This window comes from Escherichia fergusonii ATCC 35469, assembly GCF_000026225.1.
GTDB lineage: Bacteria > Pseudomonadota > Gammaproteobacteria > Enterobacterales > Enterobacteriaceae > Escherichia > Escherichia fergusonii.
The window spans coordinates 544,396-566,159 of sequence record NC_011740.1 but is presented as its reverse complement, the minus strand read 5'-3'; the positions used below and the strand labels follow the sequence as shown (position 1 = coordinate 566,159).

The following is a 21,764-nucleotide window of genomic DNA, read 5'->3' as shown; positions in this document are numbered from 1 at the left end:
CTCTACACCACCATCAACTGATGATTCGCCAGTAAGGTGGCGAGGTCGGTGTGCACGCCCGTCAGCGTGACCACGTTAGCTGTCGCAAAATTGCCGCCCGAGCCATCGCGGTCGATCTGCACGATGGTGTCGCTGCCGCTCTGGGTGACTTTGACAAAATCACCGATGTTTCCGGCCTGGGCATCCAGCGTTGCCACGCCGTTGACATAGCTGGCTTTGCCGTTTCCGGTGTAGCCACTGCCCTGTAACAGTTCACGAATATCAATGCGATCGGTGTCGACGGTGCCTTCCCAGGTGCCTACCGTAAAGCCATTCACCACGTCCGATCCGTTGCCGCCGGTAGCGTCACTGGCGCTGAGCAGTTTATAGAGCAAGGTGTCGTGACCGCCGTTACCGATATTAATGGTGTCGTTACCGCCGCGCCCTTCCAGTTGGTTATCGCCGCTGCTGCCGGTCAGAGTATCATTAAAATTCGAGCCGGAAATCCCCTCGATATTGGTAAATGTCGAGGTATTAAAACCTGTGGCCTGGGCGGTGGTGACGCTTAAGTTAGCGGTCACGCCCACCGTTGAGAGACGGAAATCGACCACGTCCATGCCGCCGTTCGCTAGCCAGGTTCCTGTGCCGGAGCTGTACACCCAGCCGCCGGAGCCGTCGTAGGTGTCGGTGCCTGCGGTGGCGAAGAAGGTGTCGTTATAGCCAGTGCCGACAAACTTGCCGTTGTTGCTCGCGGTGCCTACTTCGGCGCTGAGATCGTAAGCGTGAGTAGCATCGGTGGCCTGTAAGCCGCCCCAGCTGGTATTCACCGTCTGGTCGATATTGCTGGCGGTAGTGCCGGTGGATTTGATCAGCACCGCGTTGTAGGTTTCTCCAGCGTTAAGTCCGTAGAAGTTGACCAGCGCCGAGGTGTCGTTAACGCCCATTCCCGACTGCGGGTTGATGATTTGTGTCGCCACCAGCACACCCGCCGAGTTGTACAGCTTCACGGTATTGCCGTAATAGACGTTAATACCGTTAGGATCGGTGATACGCAGGTGCAGCGAGGTGCCGTAGCTCACCGTGTTGGTGTTGCGGATCAGGAACACGCTGCCTGACTGTTTGGTTACCAGCACATCCACCGCGCCGTCCCAGTCGTAGTCCATTGCCGCCACGCCGCTGGTGGTGCCGCTCTGGCTGCCGCCGAGTGCCGACTGCGTCCAGTTGCTGGCGTTGCTGACGTTGGTATAAAGATACGACTGCCCGGTCTGGGCGATACGGGCGATATCCATTAACCCGTCATGATCCCAGTCGACGGCCAGACTGAATTGACTGGCATAGGTGGTTGCCGTCGCGCCGACCGCCACCGGGCTACCCAGCACGCCGTTGGTGTTGAATAACAGGGAGCCGTAGTTAGCTCTTCCCTGGCTGGCGGGCAGGAAGAGATCCATATCGCCGTCACCATCGAAATCGGCCCATGTCATGGAAACGGATGTCGAGTTCCCCCCCGAGCCGGGACTACTGAGGAAAGTATTGACGGTGTTTTGTCCCCAGACGAAGGTGCCATTGCCCTGACTTATCAACGATGAGAGGGTGAAGTTGTTGTTCAGGTTGAAAGTGTGCTGAACCAGGTCAATCCTGCCGTCATTATTAAGATCGACACCGGAACCTTCGTTGAGTGACAAATAACCTGTCACCGCCCCACCGACCGTAGCACTCCCCCCGTTATTAGCAGTGGTGGAGTTGCCTGTCAGGGTGCCGGCGTTGTTCCACAGGAAAGTGTTGGAGTCCGGCCCCCCGGCGTCGCCAATCCAGAAATCAAGATAACCGTCGCCCTCTTTATCAAACGCCACAATCGAGCCATACCACGTCAGGGTGCCAACGTTCACCTGGATGGCGCTGGAAAACGTACCATCGCCGTTATTAGTAAAGCCGTTGATATACCCCGTGCCGTAGTCATCGCGAGTAATAAACAGATCGCCCGTACCGTTACGGTTGTAATCGGCGATGGAGCTGGTGGCATAGTTGTTGCCACTTTGCACCAGCGTCAGGGCGGTTTTCGACCAGGTGAGCGGATCGGTGGATTGCATAATTTGCTGGTTGGCCAGCACCGTCCACATCCCGTGTGTGTCGAGGCCGTAGGTCAGCCCCCAGGCGGTGGATTTGCTGGTGGTGGTCCAGGCTGGTGTGTAATCAATTGCCGCGTTAACAGTGACTGTGCCGTTGCTGACGTTAGCGGTATTGCCGTTGCCCGCCGAGCTTTTCACCTGCGCGGTGACGTTATAGGCGGTCGCAGACGCCGCCAGCGCGTCGGTATCCGGCAGTTGCACATACCAGGTGTTGTGCGCCGGATCGACCACCACCGCACCGCCCGGCTGCGAGGTGTAGGTTTTGCCGTTGATCACCACTTCAACATACTGCCCGCTGGCGAGTGCCGCCGTGATTACGCCGCTGATAATCGGCGTGGTATCGCGCGTAGTTTGATTGGTGATTTGCGCAAGCGTGGTCGGAATTGAGGTATCGACCGTCAGAACAAAATCGCTGGAGGAGGTGATATTCCCCGCCAGATCCACCACTCGTGCGCTGTAGGTATAGGCACCGCTGACCAGACCACTGTCGCTGTAAGTCCAGTTCAGCGCGCCGACCATCGTTACCGCACCTAACAGCAGACCGTTACGGTAAAGGTAAACGACTTCACCGCTGGCAAGCGGCGCAGAGAGCACGCCGTTGAGCAACGGCGTGGTGTCGTCAGTGGCCTGCGAATTGCTAAACGTCCCCTGCCGCTGCCCGACATCATCGGTATACGACACAATGGTCGGCGTGGCGGTGGGGTTAATCGTATCGACCACCACCGTTTTCGATACCACCGGACCTGTATTTCCCGCCAGATCCAGCACCCGTACCTGATAAACGTAGCTGCCGTCGGTCAGCGTGCGGCTGTCAGTGTAAGTCCACTGCGTACCGTTGGTGGTGAGCGTGGTCCAGGTCGCGCCGCCATCGAGGCTAATCTGCGCCACTTCGCCGCTGGCAAGCCCCGCCCCCAGCGAACCGGTCAGCGTGAGCGTGGTATCGCTGGTGATAAAGTCGGTGGCCGAACTCCCCGTATCGGTGCTGATGCTGGCGATGGTGAGCACCTGCGCCGGGTTAACGGTGTCAATCTGCGCCGACTGGCTGCCGGTTGCGCCAACGTTGCCCGCTAAATCAACCACCCGCACCTGCCAGGTGGTGGTGCCGTTGGTCAGCGTACGCCCGTCCACATATGTCCAGTTCAGACCGTCTGCGGCAACGGTCACGTTCACCCAGGTTGCGCCGTTGTCGGTACTGATTTGCGCGAACTCATTAGCGCCGAGCGCCGCGCCCAGCACGCCGCGCACGGTAAGCGTGGTGTCGCTGGTAATAAAATCGCTGCTGCTGGCTCCGGTGTCATCGCTGATACCGGTAATAGTGATGCTTTTCGCCGCTTCCGGGATGATGGTGTCAACCACCACGTTTTGCGTCGCGGTCTGCCCGACATTCCCCGCCAGATCCACCACCCGCACCGTGTAATTCCATGTGCCGTCGGTGAGCGTGCGACCATCGGCATAGCTCCAGCTGGTGCCGATAACGGTTAAGGTGGCCCAGGTAACGCCACCATCAAGGCTGATTTGCGCCCGTTCATCTGCCGCCAGCGCCGCGCCGAGCGTCCCGCGCACGGTCAGCGTAGTGTCACGGGTCACAAAATCGCTGCTGCTTAACCCGGTGTCATCGCTGATGCCCGCAATGACGATGGTTTTGCTCGCCAGCGGCGCGGTGGTATCCACGGTGACTATCTGGCTGGCGGTCGCGCCGATATTTCCGGCGGTGTCGATCACCCGTACCTGATAGTTGTAGTTACCGTCGGTCAGCGTGCGCCCGTCAAGATAAGTCCAGGTTAATCCATTTACCGCCAGATTCTGCCAGGTGGTGCCGCCATCGATACTGATTTGCGCGAACTCACCAGCAGAGAGCGGCGCGCCGAGCGTACCACTCACTGCAAGCGTCGTGTCGCTGGTGACAAAATCATTAGTAATCAGACCTGTATCGGTGGTGATCGCGCTAATGGCGATGGTTTTCACCGCGGGATCTGGCGCAGTAGTGTCGATCACCACATTCTGGCTATCAGTCGCCCCGACGTTGCCCGCCGCATCAATCACCCGCACCTGATAGAGATAGTTACCATCGGTCAGCGTGCGGCTGTCGTTATAGCGCCAGGTCGTGCCAGTAACGGTAAGCGTGCTCCAGGTTACACCGCCGTCGATACTGATTTGCGCCGTCTCGTTACTGGCAAGCGCGGCGGTGAGTGAGCCGTTGACCACCACCGGGCTGACGCTGGTGATAAAGTCGCTGGCGCTAAGGCCAGTGTCGGCTTGCAGGGAATCAATATTAATGCCCATCGCCGGGGCGCTGAGATCGACGGTAATGGTGTGATTGCTGCTACCGATGTTGCCAATGGCATTGCTCACCGAAGCGTTAATCACATAGGCATTGCCGTCCGCCAGCGCGGTGACATCGGCGCTGCCGAGGGTGTAGCTCCAGCTACCACCGGTCTGCACCGTAGTGGTGTAGGTTTTACCGTTTAAGGTCAGAGTCAGCGTCTGCCCGACTGGGGCGGTGGTGGTGCCGCTGATCACCAAAGACGCGCCGTGTTCCGCCGCGTTCACCACATCATCGCCCGCAAAGGTATTGATGGTGACCGTTGGCACGCCGCCATTCAACGTCACGCCACGGCTGGCGCTACCAGGGTTTCCGGCCTGATCGCTGACCGTCGCGCTAATGGTGTAGCTGCCGTCGCTTAATCCGGCAAACTGCTGCGCCGGAATAAACACCGACCAGCTTCCGCCACTGCCGACCGTTGCGGTCCAGGTCTGTCCGTTAAAGGTGACGGTGACAGTCTGACCTACTTCGGCGGTGGTGGTGCCGCTGATAGTCTGCCCGGCAAGCTGTTCGGCGTTGTTGATAATATCGTCACCCGCAACGGTGGCGATGGTGACCGTTGGCGCAACGGTATCGACGGTCAGGGCGTGCGTGGTTTGACCAGGGTTACCGGCGCGATCGTTCACGCTGGCGGTAATAGTCTGTGCGCCCTGCCCGAGCGCTGCCAGATCTGCCGCAGGCACGTTCAGCGCCCAGGTGCCATTGGCGGCAACCGTGGCAGTGTAAGTTTTGCCGCCAAAGGTGACAGTGACCGTCTGCCCCACTTCCGCGCTGGTCGAGCCATTAAGAGTTAACGGCTGCTGCTGTTCGGCGGCGTTGAGTCGATCGTCCGTCGAAACGGTGTTGATGCTGATAACCGGCGCGGTGAGATCTACCGCCACGCTGCGCGAGGCCGTGGCGCTGTTTCCTGCGCTGTCCTGGGCGGAGGCGCTAACCGTGTAGCTGGTGCCATCCGCAAGTGCCGCGACGTCTGCCGCCGACACATTCACGCTCCAGCTCCCGTTGTTCTGAATGGTGGCGCTGTAGCCCTTGCCATTAAGCAACACGGTCACCACCGTGCCTGTCGCGAAATTAGTGCCAGTGCCGCTCAGGGTCAGCGCACTGCCTGCTTCGGCGGCGTTAATAATATTATCGCCACTGATGGTGCTAACTGAGAGCGACACTGCCGCTGTGTTCACCTGCACGTTGTGGGTCTGGGTGCTGCTGTTGCCTGCGCTATCGGTGATAGTGGCGCTGATGGTCACCGTGCCGTCTGCAAGGCCGGAAACCACGTTGGCTGGCACGCCAACGCTCCAGTTGCCGCTGGCATCGGTGCTGGTGACATACTGCTGCCCGGCGATGGTCACCACCAGGCGGTCACCCGCCACCGCGCCCGTGGCGGTGCCGCTGATAATCTGCGCCTGAGAGTGTTCGACGTTATTAATCACATCATCACCCGCCACGGTGTTGAAGCTGATGACGGGCGCGGTGGTATCGACGGTGACGCCTTTGCTGGCGCTGCCAGGGTTACCCGCCAGATCGCTGACCGTGGCAGTCAGGGTGTAGCCGTTATTGGCAAGTGCGGTTAAGTCACTGGCAGGCAGCGTTAAGCTCCAGCTGCCGTCTGCCTGCACCGTGGTCTGGTAGTTAGTGCCGTTTAGCGTGACGGTGAGCGTTTGCCCGGTTTCCGCCGTGCTGGTGCCGGAAACCGTTACGCCCGCCGCCGCTTCGCTGGCGTTGATGATGTTATCGCTGGCAATGGTGTTGATGGTCACCGTTGGCGCGGCGCTATCGACGCTGTATTCATGCGTTGTCGTGGCGCTGTTGCCGTTGACGTTAGTCACCCGCACCTGGGCGCTGGCATCGCCGTCACGCAGAGCCGCCAAATCCGCAGTCGGAACGGTGGTGCTCCAGCTACCGTTTGCCGCCACCGTGGTGGTGTAGGTTTTGCCGCCAAAGGTAATAGTAACGGTTTGCCCCGCTTCGACGCCGGACGTGCTGCCGGAAAGCGTTAGCGCCGCGCCTTTTTCGGCGGCGTTAATCACATCATCAGGGGTAATAGCGTTAATGCTGATGGCAACGGTAGTGAGATCAACGCTCACCGGATGGGTAATGCTGGTTTGTGTTCCGGCACTGTTCGCCCCGCTAACGGTAATATTCAGCGTTCCCGCAGGCCAGTTGCTGACATCCGCCGCCGGAACGCCGACGCTCCAGCTGCCGTTCGCCAACACCGTGGCGGCATAAGTTTGGTTATTTATCACCACGGTCAGCGCCGTGCCTGCCGTAAAGCCGGAGCTGCTCCCGGTGATCACCTGTGCCTGACCGTGTTCGATGATATTGACCACATCATCGCCTGCGACGGTATCCACCCGCAGACCGGGCAGACTGGCATCGATGGTGATATCACGCATGCCGCTGCCGGTGTTGCCAACGGCGTTGGTCACCGAGGCATTAACCGTTAATTCACCGTTACCTAACGCCTGCCAGTCAGCGGCTGGTACGCTTACATTCCAGCTTAAATCAGCCTGCACAGTGGCGGTGTAAGTTTTACCGCCCAGCGTAACGGTGACGGTGCTGCCCGCCGCCGCCCCGGTTACCTGGCCGCTGATGGTTTGTGCGCTACCCGCTTCGGCGGCATTGATAATGTCGTCCGTCGCCACCGGATTAATGGTGACGCCTGGCAGCGCGGTATTGACCTGCACATTATGGCTGGCAGTACTGCTGTTGCCCTGGGCGTTGGTGACGCTCGCCGTCACGCTGTAGGTGGCTTCGCCCAGCGCACTGACCGCCGAGGCGGGCACGGTGACGCTCCAGTTGCCGGAGGCATCGGTGGTGGCGCTGTAGTTTTGTCCATTCAGCGTGACGGTGATCGCCGTGCCCGCAGGCTGATCGCTGGTGCCGGAAAGCGCCAGATTCGATCCTTTTTCCGTCGCGTTGATCACGTCATCGCCCGCGATGGTGTTGATGCTAATCGCTGGCGCGGTGAGGTTAACGGTGACGGTTCGGCTGGCGTCGTCGCTGTTGCCCGCCCGATCGCTGACGCTGGCGGTGATGGTCTGTGCGCCGCTACTGAGTACCGCAACATCCGCTGCTGGAACGCCAACGCTCCAGTTGCCGGAGGCATCCAGCGTCGTGGTATACGTTTTGCCATTGAGCACAACGCTCACCACATCGCCCGCTTCCCCGCCCGTGCTGGTACCGGAGATCACCAGCGCCTGTGCGTGTTCGGCGTCGTTAATGATGTCATCGCCTGCCACGGTGTTAATAGTGAGAACCGGCGCGGTGGTGTCTACCGCCAGATTATGGCTGGCGCTGCCGGGATTGCCCGCTTTGTCGTTGACCGTGGCGCTGACGGTGTAATTGCTTGCAGTCAGAGCGCCCAGGGCTGAAGTGGGAACGCTGACGCTCCAGCTACCGTCCTCCTGTACATTACCGGTGTAAGTTGCGCCGTTAAGGGTGACGGTGACCGTCTGCCCGGTTTCGGCGGTGCTGGTGCCGCTGATGGTGAGCGGGTTTCCCGCCTCCGTGGCGTTAAGGATGTCATCGCTGGCGATGGTGTTTATGGTGAGCGTCGGCGCGCTGGCGTCAATGCTGTACGCATGAGTTGCCGACGCGCTGTTGCCGCTCGCACTGCTGACACTGGCCTGCACGGTCGCCGCGCCGTCTGGCAGGCTTGCCAAATCCGCCGCCAGAACGTTTACGCTCCAGCTTCCATTGGCAGCGACGCTGGCGGTGTAGGTTTTGCCGCCAAAAGTGACGGTAACGGTTTGCCCACTTTCAATTCCGCTGGTGCTGCCAGAAAGGGTCAGGTCGGTGCCTTTTTCGGCGGCGTTAATTACGTCATCGCTGGCAACGGTGTTGATGCTGATTGCCACCGCCGTTAAATCGACGGTGAACGGATGGCTGACGCTGACCGGATTTCCGGCGCTGCTCTGGCCTGTCACGTCAACGGTTAACGGCCCCGCAGGCCAGGCGCTGACGTTTGCCGCCGGAATGCCGACACTCCAGCTCCCGTCTGCCTGTACCGTGGCAGAATAAGCCACACTGTTGATGGTAACCGTCAGCACAGCACCTGCATTCAGGCCACTACTGCCACCAGTGATCACCAGTGCCTGACCATGCTCGATGCTGTTGACGATATCATCGCCCGCGACGGTATCCACGCGCAGACCTGGCAGGTTGGCGTCAATGGTGATATCCCGCGTACCGCTGCCAGTGTTGCCATTCGCGTTGGTGACTGAGGCGGTAATGGTCAGATCGCCATTGCCCAGCGCCTGGAGATCGGCTGCCGGAACGCTGATACTCCAGCTTAAGTTGCCCTGTACCGTGGTGGTGTAAGTGTTGCCGCCCAGCGTGACGGTAACCGTATCGCCAGCGGCGGCACGAGTGACCACCCCGCTGATGGTTTGATCGGCCCCGGCTTCGGCGGCGTTGATAATATCGTCGTCCGCCACGGTATTGATGGTGACGCCTGGCAGGCCGCTGTCGACCAGTAAATTCGCCTGGCTGCTGGCGGTGTTGCCTGCCGCACTGGTGGCGCTGGCGCTGACGGTATAGTTAGCCTGACCTAAGGCCGCCAGATCGCTCACCGGCACGGTTAAGGTCCAGTTGCCTGCTGCGTCGGTGGTGGCGCTGTAGTTATGACCGTTGAGCGTGACGGTAACCTGTGCGCCGGTCGCCAGCCCCGTACTGCTACCGCTGATGGTCAACGGCTGGCCTTTTTCATCGGCGTTCAGGACGTTATCGCTGCTGATGGCGTTAAAGGTAATGGTCGGCAGCCCGGTATTGACCGTCACCTGATGGCTGGCGTTGCCGCTGTTTCCGGCGGCGTCAGTGACGCTGGCGTTAATGGTCACCGTGCCGTTTGCCAGTGCCGAAACAACGCTTGCCGGGACGCCGACGCTCCAGTTGCCGCTGGCATCCAGCACCGTGGTGAAGGTATTTGTGCCGATAGTCACCGTCACGGTGTTACCGGTTGCCGCACCAGTGGCAGAGCCGCTGATAATCTGCGCCTGGGCGTGTTCCGTCGCGTTGATCACATCATCACCCGCGACAGTGTTGATGGTGACGACCGGAACGGAAGTATCCACCGTCAGGTTGTGGTTAACCGAGGTCGGGTTTCCGGCCTTGTCGCTCACCGCCGCGCTGACGGTGTAGTTGCTGGCGGTCAGAGCGCTTAAGTCGGCTGGCGGTACGCTGATACTCCAACTGCCGTCCGTTTGTACCGTGCCAGTATAATTTGCGCCATTGAGCGTGACGGTCACCGTCTGCCCGGCTTCCGCCGTGCTGCTGCCGGTGATTGTCAGCGCCGCACCCGCTTCGGCGGCGTTAAGAATATCGTCGCCCGCAATGGTGTTAATGGTCACCGTTGGCGCGGTGGCATCGACGCTGTAAGCGTGAGTAGTGGTGGCACTGTTGCCGTTAACGTTGCTGACGCTGGCCTGCGCGCTGGCATCACCATCACGCAGGGCTGCCATATCCGCCGCCGGAACCGTGGTGCTCCAGGAACCATTCGCCGCGACACTTGCAGTATAGGTTTTACCGCCAAAGGTCACGGTGACCGTTTGCCCGGCCTCCACGCCAGAGGTGCTGCCGGAGAGCGTTAATGCCGCGCCTTTTTCGGCGGCGTTAATCACATCATCGGCGGTAATGGCGTTGACGCTGACAGCCACCGCCGAGAGATCGACAGTCACCGGATGCGTAACGCTGACCGGGTTTCCGGCGGTAGTGCTGCCGCTCGCCGTAATCGTCAGCGCCCCCGCAGGCCAGGCGCTGACATCCACCGCCGGAACGCCGACGCTCCAGGTGCCATCGGCCAGCAATGCCGCAACATAGGTTTGCCCGTTAATGGTCAGCGTGACATTGCTACCCACCGCCAGCCCAGAGCTGCTGCCGGTAATCACCAGCGCCTGACCATGCTCGATGATATTGACCACATCATCGCCCGCCACGGTATCGACCCGCAGACCGGGGAGATTCGCGTCTATGGTGATTTCGCGCGTGCCGTTACCGGTATTGCCTACGCTGTTCGTTACCGAAGCCGAAATGGTCAGCTCTCCGTTGCCCAACGACTGTAACGCCGAAGCCGGAACATCGACACTCCAGCTTAAGTCTGCCTGTACCGTAGCGGTGTAAGTCGCCCCGCCTAGCGTCACGGTCACCGTGTCGCCCGCCGCGGCCCTCGTGACCTGCCCGCTGATAGTTTGAGTTGCCCCCGCTTCGGCGGCGTTAATAATATCGTCCGTTGCCACAACGTTAATGGTGACGCCCGGTAGCGCGGTATTAACCTGCACGTTATGGCTGGCGGAACCGCTATTGCCATCAACATCGGTTGCGGCGGCAGTCACCGTATAAGTCGCTTCACCGAGCGTACCAACCGCAGACGCCGGAACAGTCACGCTCCAGTTCCCGGAAGCATCGGCAGTGGTGGTGTAATTTTGCCCGTTGAGCGTAACAGTTACCTGCGTGCCCGCAGGCTGGTTGCTGGTGCCGGAAATCGACAGATCCGCGCCTTTCTCCGTGGCGTTGATGATGTCATCGACGGCGATGGTGTTAATGGCGAGTATCGGTGCACCGAGCGCCACGCTGACAGTGTGCGAGGCCGTGCCGCTGTTGCCTGCGGAGTCGGTAACCGTGGCGGTAATGGTCACATCGCCCTGGGCCAGCGCGGAAATCACGCTGGCAGGCACACCGATGCTCCAGTTGCCGTTGGCGTCCAGCACGGTGGTGTAGGTGGTCGTGCCAATCGTCACGGAAACCGTGTTACCCGTCGTCGCGCCCGTTGCCGAGCCGCTGATAATCTGCGCCTGAGCATGTTCCGTGGCGTTAATCACGTCATCGTCCGCTACCGTGTTAATGGTGACGACCGGAGCGGCAAGGTCTACCGTCAGGTTATGCGTTGCCGAGGTTGGGTTGCCCGCTTTGTCGCTGACCGCCGCGCTCACCGTATAGGGGCTGGCGGTAAGTTCGGCTAAATCGCCAGTTGGTACGCTGACGCTCCAGCTCCCGTCTGCCTGCACGTTGCCGCTGTAATTGATGCCGTTTAGCGTCACGGTCACTGTCTGCCCGGCTTCTGCGGTGCTGGTGCCGCTGATGGTCAGCGCCGATCCCGCTTCGGCGGCATTAAGAATATCGTCGCTGGCGATGGTGTTGATAGTAACAGAGGGCGCGGTGGCATCGACGCTATAAACATGCGTTGCCTGGGCGTTGTTACCCGCGACGTTGCTGACGCTGGCCTGGATGTCTGCTGCGCCATCCGGCAAGGTTGCGAGATCGGCTGCTGGGATCGTCAGCCCCCAGGTATTATCCGCGGCAACCGTGGTGGTGTAGCTTTTGCCACCGAAAATAATGGTAATAGTCTGCCCCGCTTCCACATCTGAGGTGGTGCCGGAAAGCTGCAAATCAGTACCTTTCTCGGCGGCGTTTATCACATCGTCAGTGGAAAGGGTGTTGATGGTAATCGCCACGGCAGCGAGATCGACCGTGACCGGATGGCTAATGCTGGTTGTGGTTCCTGCGGTATTGGTGCCAGAGACGGCAATATTGACCGTCCCCGCAGGCCAGTTTGTGACATCTGCCGACGGAACGCCGACGCTCCAGGTGCCATCGGCGAGTACCGTTGCGCCGTAGGTGACGTTGTTGATGACTACCGTCAACGCCGCGCCCGCCGCCAGTCCGCTACTGCTACCGGTGACCACCAGCGCCTGAGTGTGCTCAATGCTGTTAATCACATCATCGCCTGCCACGGTATCAACCCGCAGGCCTGGCAGATTGGCGTCTATCACGATGTCGTGCGTTGCGGTGCCAGTATTATTTGCGGAATTGGTCACCGAGGCGCTAATGGTCAGTTCACCGTTACCCAGCGCCTGCAAATCTGCCGCAGGCACGCTGACGCTCCAGCTTAAATCTGGCTGCACGGTGGTAATGTATTGATTACCGCCGAGCGTGACAGTGACCGTATCTCCTGCTGCTGCCGTCCCCGTAACCTGTCCGCTGAGGGTCTGGTTAACGGCGATTTCAGCGGCGTTGATAATGTCATCACCCGCCACAGTATTAATGATTACCCCTGGCAGGAGCGATTCGACATTCACCGTATGGGTGGTGCTGCCGTTGTTGCCCGCGCTGTCGGTGGCACTGGCGCTAATCTGGTATACCGCCTCGCCCAGTGCGCCGACCGCCGAAGCAGGCACGGTAACGCTCCAGTTACCGGAACTATCGGTAGTGGCGCTGTACGCCAGGCCGTTCAACATCACCGTGACCGTAGTGCCTGCCGCCAGGCCGCTGGAGACGCCACTGATGATCAGATCCTGGGTTTTCTCCGCATTATTAATAATGTCATCACCGGAGACAGTGTTAATGGTCAGCGTCGGGCCACTGAGATCAACGGTCACATCGTGAGTCGTGCTGTCGCTGTTGCCCGCGCGATCGCTCAGGCTGGCGGTGATGGTCTGGCTACCGATTGCCAGTGCCGTGACATCCGCCGCCGGAATACCCACACTCCAGTTACCGGAGGCGTCCAGCGTGGTGGTGTAGTTTTTACCGTTCAGCGTGACGGTCACCACATCGCCTGCCGCCGCGCCCGTACTGGTTCCGCTCACCACCAGCGCCTGCCCGTGTTCGATGGCGTTGATAATGTCATCGCCCGCGACGGTGTTAATGGTGAGATCCGGCGCGGTAACGTCCACCGCCAGTGCATGATCCGCGCTTGCCGGGTTGCCCGCTTTGTCGCTCACCGTGGCGGTCACGGTATAACTGCTGGCGGTTAATCCGCTTAAATCTGTCGCCGGAACGTTCACACTCCAGGTGCCATCGGCCTGGACGGTAGTCTGGTACGTGTTGTTATTGAGCGTGACAGTCAGCGTCTGCCCGGCCTGCGCCGTGGTGGTGCCGCTGATGGTTATCCCCGCGCCCGCTTCACTCACGTTGAGAATATCGTCGCTGGCGATGGTGTTGATGGTCACAAGCGGCGCGGTGGCATCGACGCTGTACGCGCGATCGGCCTGGGCGCTGTTGCCGTTAATGTTGCTGACACTCGCCTGCACGTTGCCCGCGCCGTCCGGCAACGCAGCGAGATCGGCAGGCGGCACATTCACCGTCCAGCTACCGTTGGCTTCCACAGTGGTGGTGTAATTTTTGCCGCCAAAGGTGACGGTCACCGTCTGCCCGGCTTCTACACCGCTGGTACTGCCGCTCACCACCAGCGTTTCGCCTTTTTCGACGGCATTGATCACATCATCGCCGGAGAGAGTGTTAATGGTTATGGCGACCGTCGCCAGATCGACGGTAACCGGATGGGTAATGGTGGAGGTTGTTCCGGCGCTGTTAGTACCGCTTACCGTGATATCCACCGTACCCGCAGGCCAGTTGCTGACGTCTGCCGCCGGAACACCGAGGTTCCATGTACCGTCAGCTAACACCGTGGCAGCGTAAGTGACGTTGTTAATCACGACCGTTAATGCCGTTCCTGCCGTCAGCCCGGTGCTGCTACCTGTTATCACCAGCGCCTGATTGTGCTCAATGCTGTTAATAACATCATCGCCCGCTACGGTATCGACCCGCAAACCAGGCAGATTGGCATCGATAGTGATATCCCGCGAGCCGCTGCCCGTGTTGCCAACGCCATTGGTGACTGAGGCGTTAACTGTCAGGTCGCCGTTACCAAGCGCCTGAATATCCGCCGCCGGAACGCTGACACTCCAGCTTAAATTAGCCTGCACCGTAGCGGTGTAGGTGTTGCCGCCCAGCGTGACGGTGACCGTATCGCCCGCCGCCGCGCCCGTCACCTGCCCGCTGATGGTTTGCGCACTGCCCGCTTCGGCGGCGTTAATAATGTCATCGGTTGCCACTGCGTTAATGGTAACGCCAGGTAAGGCGCTGTTGACCAGCACATTATGGCTGGCGGAATTACTGTTGCCTGCCGTGTCGGTAACGCTCGCCGTTACCGTGTAGTTGGCTTCACCCAACGTGCTAGCTGCCGAGGCTGGCACCGTGGCGCTCCAGTTGCCACTGCTATCAGTGGTAGCGGTGTAATTTTGCCCGTTCAGCGTCACCGTTATTGTGGTGCCTGCGGGCTGATTACTGGTGCCGGTGATTTGCAGATCCGCGCCTTTTTCTGTGGCGTTAATCACGTCATCGCTGGCGATAGTGTTGATGCCAATGGTTGGCGCGGTGAGATTTACGGTGACCGTGCGGCTGGCATCATCGCTGTTGCCTGCCGTATCGGTAATTGCCGCAGTGATGGTTTGCGGGCCGCTGCCCAGCGCAGTGACGTCTGCTGCCGGAACGCCGACGCTCCAGTTGCCGGAGGCGTCCAGCGTGGTAGTGTAGGTTTTACTGTTTAACGTGATGGTGATGACATCGCCCGCTTCCCCGCCAGTGCTGGAACCGGAGATCACCAGCGCCTGTCCGTGTTCGGCGGCATTAATGATGTCATCGCCGGAGACGGTGTTAATGGTTAAAACTGGCACGGTGAGATCCACCGCCAGGCCGTGAGTGGCGGTCGCCGGGTTACCCGCTTTGTCGCTTACCGAGGCGCTGACCGTGTACGGGCTGGCGGTCAGATTGCTGAGATCTGTTGTCGGCACGCTGACGCTCCAGCTACCGCCCGCCTGAACGGTGCCGATGTAAGCCACACCATTAAGCGTGACGGTTACCGTTTGCCCCGCTTCGGCGGTGCTGGTGCCGCTGATGGTTAACGGATTGCCCGCCTCAGCGGCGTTAAGAATATCGTCTGTGGCAATAGTGTTAATGGCAAGCGTCGGTGCCGTGGCGTCGACGCTGTAGGCGTGGGTTGCCGAAGCCGTGTTGCCGTTAATATTGCTGACACTGGCCTGTACCGTGGCGTCGCCGTCACGTAACGCGCTGAGATCGGCGGCAGGTACAGTGGTTGTCCAGCTGCCATCGCCCGCTACGGTAGCGGTATAGGTTTTGCCGCCAAAGGTGACGGTGACGGTTTGCCCCGCTTCCACGCCGGAAGTGCTGCCGGAAAGGGTTAAATCGGCCCCTTTTTCAGCGGCGTTAATCACATCGTCGCCGGAAACGGTGTTAATGGAGATCGCCACCGCCGCCAGATCGACGGTGACCGGATGGGTGATGGTGACCGGGTTTCCTGCGCTACTGGCGCCTGAAACCGTGATATCCACCGTCCCCGCAGGCCAGTTGCCCACATCTGCTGCCGGAACGCCAAGGCTCCATGTGCCATCGGCTAATACTGTCGCAGCGTAAGTGACCGTGTTAATCACCACCGTCAGCGCCGCGCCCGCCGCCAGCCCGCTGCTGCTACCGGTTATCACCAGTGCCTGACCGTGCTCGATGCTGTTAACCACATCATCGCCCGCCACGGTATCAACGCGCAGACCTGGCAGATTGGCATCTATCACAATATCGCGCGCACCGCTGCCGGTATTACCCACGCCGTTGGTTACCGAGGCGTTAACTGTCAGGTCGCCATTACCGATGGCCTGAATATCCGCCGCCGGAACGTCCACGCTCCAGCTAAAATTGCCCTGCACGGTAGCGGTGTAGGTTTTCCCGCCAATCGTCACGGTAACCGTATCGCCCGCCGCCGCGCCCGTCACCTGGCCGCTGATAGTCTGCGCCACGCCCGATTCCGCCGCGTTAATAATATCGTCGGTCGCCACCGGATTAATGGTGACACCCGGCAGCGCGGTATTCACCTGCACGTTATGGCTGGCGGAATTGCTGTTGCCCGCGCTGTCGGTGACGTTCGCCGTCACCGTGTAACTGGCTTCGCCCAGCGCACCGACGGCAGAGGCTGGCACCGTGGTGCTCCAGTTGCCTGCGGCGTCCGTCGTGGCGGAGTAATTTTGCCCGTTCAGCGTCACCGTAATTGTGGTGCCTGCTGGCTGATTGCTGGTGCCGGAGATTTGCAGATCCGCGCCTTTTTCCGTGGCATTAATCACGTCATCGCTGGCAATGGGGTTGATGCCAATGGTCGGCGCGGTAAGGTTAACGGTGACCGTGTGCGTCTCGTTGTCGCTGTTGCCAGCCACATCGGTAACGGTCGCCGTCACGGTTTGCGGGCCGCTGCCCAGCGCAGAGACATCCGCAGCCGGAACGCCGACGCTCCAGTTGCCGGAAGCATCCAGCGTCGTGGTGTAGGTTTTACTGTTTAGCGTGACGGTGACGACATCGCCCGCTTCTCCGCCGGTGCTGGAACCGGAAATCACCAGCGCCTGCCCGTGTTCGGCGGCGTTAATAATATCATCGCCCGCAATGGTGTTGATGGTCAGCACCGGAACGGTGAGATCCACTGCCAGATTATGCGTGGTGCTCGCCGGGTTGCCCGCTTTGTCATTGACTGTTGCCGTCAGAGTGTGGCTGCCATCCGTCAATGCCTCAAGATCTGCCGCCGGAATAGTAATACTCCAGCTGCCGTCGGCCTGCACCGTTGCCTGATAGGTCTGCACAGTTGGGCTGTTAAGCGTTACCGTGACAATCTGCCCCGCTTCAGCGGTGGTGCTGCCGCTCACCGTCACGCCCGTATCGGCTTCGCTGGCGTTAACGATATTGTCGCTGGCGACGGTATTGATAATGATGGTTGGCGCGCTGCTATCGACGCTGTAGTTATGCACCGCCGAGGCGCTATTGCCATTGATATTGCTGACGCTGGCCTGCGCGGAGGCGCTGCCCTCAGGTAATGCTGCCAGATCGGCGGCAGGAACGGTGGCAGTCCAGCTACCATCGCTCGCCACGCTGGCGGTGTAATTTTTCCCGCCAAAGTTGACGGTGACGGTTTGTCCTGGCTCTACATTAGTGGTGGTGCCGGAAAGAGTTAAATTAGCGCCTTTTTCTGCGGCGTTAATCACGTCGTCCGTAGCGATGGTGTTGATGGTGATCGCCGCTGGCGTGAGATCGACCGTTACCGGATGCGTAATGCTTATCGGATTTCCGGCGCTACTTTCCCCGGACACAGTAACCGTCACCGTCCCCGCAGGCCAGGCGCTAACCTGCGCCGCCGTGACGCCCACGCTCCAGCCACCATCGGCCTGCACCGCAGTGGTGTATTCCACATTATTAATCGTAACTGTAAGCGGGGTGCCTTCAGCCAGCCCTGAGCTGCTGCCGCTGACCACCAGCGCCTGCCCGTGTTCGATGATATTGACCACATCATCACCCGCCACCGTATCGACCCGCAGACCGGGCAGATTGGCGTCAATGGTGATATCCCGCGTGCCGCTGCCGGTATTGCCGTTTTGATTGGTGACCGAGGCGCTTACCGTTAAATCGCCATTGCCCAGCGCCTGAATATCCGCCGCCGGAACGCTCACGCTCCAGCTTAAATTGGCCTGCACGGTGGCGGTGTAAGTATTACCGCCCAGCGTAACGGTTACCGTGTCGCCAACGGCAGCTCCGGTAACCTGCCCGCTGATGGTTTGCGCAGCACCCGCTTCGGCGGCGTTAATAATATCGTCGGTTGCCACCGGGTTAATGGTCACACCGGGCAGCGCGCTGTCGACCAGCACGTTATGGCTGGCGGTGGCGCTGTTGCCGATATCGCTGGTCACCGCCGCCGTTACCGTATAGTTGGCCTGGCCCAGTGCGGTTACCGCCGATGCCGGAACGGTGACGCTCCAGTTGCCGGAGGCGTCGGTCGTGGTGGTGTAATTTTGCCCGTTAAGCGTCACTGTGATGGCAGTATTGGCAGGCTGATCGCTGGTGCCGGTAATTTGAACATCGGCCCCTTTTTCGCTGGCGTTAATCACATCATCGCCAGCAATGGTGTTAATACCAATCACCGGCGCGGCGGTATCAACCGTGACGGTCAGTGACTGGCTCCCCGTGTTTCCGGCGCGGTCAGTGACTGCAACGTTGACAGGATAACTGCCGTCAACCAGACCACTGACAACGGAGGCCGGAACGCCCAGACTCCAGTTGCCGGAAGCATCCACCACCGTGGTGTAATCCACATTATTCAGCGTAACGGTGACAATATCGCCCGCCTGCGCCCCGGTGACCGTGCCGCTGATGATTTGCGCCTGGGTATGTTCCGGCGTGTTAATGACGTTATCGGTTGCCACCGGATTAATGGTCACCACCGGCGGCGTGGCATCGACCAGCGCCACCCGTGAGACGCTGGTCGGGTTACCAGCGATATCGTTCACGCTGGCGGTCACCGTGGCGTTGCCGTCAGCCAATGCGTCAACGTTGGCGGCGGGAACGGTCACGCTCCAGGTGCCATCTGACTGCACGACGCCCTGATAGGTCTGCCCATTAAGCGTGACGGTCACCGTCTGCCCCGGCTGAGCGTCAGTGGTGCCCGTGATTTGCAGATCCTGACCACTTTCGGCGGCGTTAATGATGTTATCAGCCGTCAGCGAGTCGATGCTTAAAGCCGGAGCCTGGCTGTCGACGGTAATGGTGCGGGAGGTGTCGCCTGTGTTACCGCTGATATTAGTGACGGTCGCAGTGATTTCCGTCGCACCGTCTGCCAGGCTACTCACCGCGCTGGCGGGAACGGTCAGGCTCCAGCCGCCACCTGCCTGAACGGTAGTGGTAAAGGTCTGCCCGGCGAATTTCACTACCACGGTTTGCCCGGTTTCCACCAGCTGCGTAGTACCGGTCAGCGTCAATGGCGCGCCTTTTTCTGCGGCATTGATAATGTCATCGCCGGAGACGGTATTGATGGTAATAAGCACCGCGCCCGGATTAACCTCCACGTTGCGATCGATAGTAACCGGGTTCCCGGCGGGGTCCGTTGCGCTGGCATTAACCACTATCGTACCCGGCGTCAGTGCCTGTAGATCTGCCGCAGGCACGCCTACCTGCCAGTTGCCGTTGCTGTCGGTCACCCCCTGGTAGATGTTGCCGCCGAGCAAAACAGTGACCACTCTTCCGGCGGGCAAATTAGTACTGCTACCGGTGATAATCAGGTTTTGCTGCTGCTCAACGGCATTGATCACATCATCGCCCGCGATGGTGTCAATGCGCAGCCCCGGCAGCCCGGCACTGATGGTGATATCAAGCGCACTGCTGCCTGTGTTGCCATGCACGTTGGTAACCGAGGCGTTAATGGTTAACGCACCATCGTCCAGCGCCTGTAAATCTGCCGCCGGAACGTTCACGCTCCAGGTGAGATTGCTGCCCACCGTCGCCGTGTAAGTATTGCCGCCCAGTTCAATAGTGACCGTATCGCCCTGCGCGGCGCCCACGACGAGGCCACTCAGGGTTTGATCTGCTCCCGCTTCGGCGTTGTTGACAATGTTGTCGCCCGCAAAGGTGTTGATGATCACCTGCGGCAGCACCGTATCGACCAGCAAATTGCTCTGCGCGGTGCCGGTGTTGCCGGTCACATCGGTGGCGCTGGCAGTGACGGTGTAAGTGGTGTTCGCCAGATTGACAACATCGCTTACCGGGACGTTCAGCGACCAGACGCCGCCGCTGACCTGAGCGCTATACGTGACATTATTCAACGTCACGCTAACTGTACCGCCATCGGGCAAATTGCTGGTGCCGCTTAACGTTAGCGGCTGCTGAGACTCCAACGCATTCAGTACGTTATCTCCGCTGATAGCATCTATCGCGACTTGCGGCGCGACGCCCGCCAGGGTGATGTTATGAGTCGCTGTACCGGTATTTCCGGCGGCATCGGTCACCGTGACGATAATATCGTTAGGGCCACGCGCTAAAGTGCGAGTTACCGCCGGATCAAGCGCCACATTCCAGCTACCGTCTGCCTGCACCACGCCGGACAGAACTGTGGCGCCTAACTTGACGGTGACCGTGTCGCCAGGGGAAGCCCCACTGACCCGCCCGGAAATAATCTGCGCCACAATCTGTTCGGCGGTATTAAGAATATCGTCACCCGCAACGGTGTTAACGCTGACCACTGGCGCACCGGTGTCTACTGTGAAATTTACGCTGTTGCTGGTGGTGTTTCCTGCCCGGTCGCTGACGCTGGCATTTATGGTGTAGTCACCATCTGCCAACGCCTGCACTTCTGCGGCAGGCAGCGTCACTTGCCAGGTTCCGTCACTACCGACAGTTGCTGTGTGGCTTTTCCCGTTAACGGTCAGTGTTACGGTTTGCCCGGCTTCTGCGTTCGAAGTGCCGCTCACTACCAGCGAGGCGTTATGTTCTGAGGCGCTGACAATGTTGTCCTGAGCGATGGTGTTGATGGCAAGTGTCGGCGGTTGGGTATCGACCGTTAGCAGCTGCGCGCCAGTGACCGTATTGCCCGTGGCATCTTTCCCACTGACCAGCACCGCCTGATTCCCTTCGCCTAACGCTTGCGCGTCGGCGGTCGGCACCTGCACGCTCCACGCGCCGTTAGCGCCTACGCTGGTGGTGTAGGTTTTGCCGTTTAGCGTGACGGTGAGTTCTGTTCCCTGTGCCAGATGGCTACTGGTGCCAGAAAGAGTAAACCCGGCGGCCTGTTCGCTGGCGTTAATGATGTTATCGCCTGCGGTGGTGGCGAGCTGTACGGCGGCCTGACTATTGTCGATGGTTAACGTTATCGACCCGGCGTTGGTAATGGTGCTCCCAACAATTTGCACCACCGACCAGGTGTGTTCGCCCGCACTTTGCGTAGGCAAATCGACGCTCCAGCGTCCATCGCTACCGACCTGGGTACTGGCGATGGTGTCACCATTGCTGTCTTTAATCTGGATGGTCGCCCCCGCCTGTCCGCTGCCGCTAAAGGTTGGCGTAGTGTCATCGGTGATATCGTTGGCGGAAAGAATACCGCGTTGATCGCCCTGATTATCGGTTACTAAAAACGATGGCGTGGCATTGCCGGGTTCGGCTGGCGGAGGGTTGTTAACCACTTCAGTTTTTGAGTCATCATCACCACCGCTTGCCAGTAAAGCGCCAAGCGCGCCACCACCTACCGCGGCACCCGCTAACCATCCCCACGGGAAGGCACTGGTCTGAGCGACGGTATCAAGATACGGCGCAATGCTTTCAATTGCGGTAGTCTGAGCGGTCAGCTCCACGGGCGCTAATCCACCCGCCGCGGTATCGGCAAAGGTGACATGAGTCAGCTGTTGCCCATCGGCAAACACCAGTTCGGATTGCTCGCTGGTATTTGCCGCTTGCAGGAAATAACCATTACAGCGGATCACCGTGCCGTCCTGCATATAAATCAGCAGATCGTTTCCATCGCGCACATAACGCGCTACGGCAGATGCCTGAGCATGAACCTGCACCACGGAGGGCTCATAAATGACAACCGTAACGTCGCCTGGATTAATCAGCGTTTGTTTGACGGACGTTTTACGCGAAATAACATCAATAATCAGGCTCATAATGAGATCCCTGATAAATGGCGCAAATCCTTAGCGAGTCCATTTATCTAAATAAGACAAAGGTAATCACTTAACAACGATGCATACCTGATA

Annotated in this window: 1 protein-coding gene; it reads right to left on the bottom strand. The window is 59.7% G+C overall.

Annotated elements, in window-relative coordinates:
* Positions 1-2 precede the first annotated feature (2 nt).
* Entirely contained in the window at positions 3-21,671 is a 21,669-nt protein-coding gene (locus EFER_RS02850) for an Ig-like domain-containing protein (RefSeq protein ID WP_000052456.1), read from the bottom strand.
* Between the last annotated feature and the right edge of the window lie 93 nt (positions 21,672-21,764).

Excerpts from the sequence above, each read along its gene's own strand:
- EFER_RS02850 (WP_000052456.1), bottom strand. The coding sequence starts at position 21,671 with ATGAGCCTGATTATTGATGTTATTTCGCGTAAAACGTCCGTCAAACAA.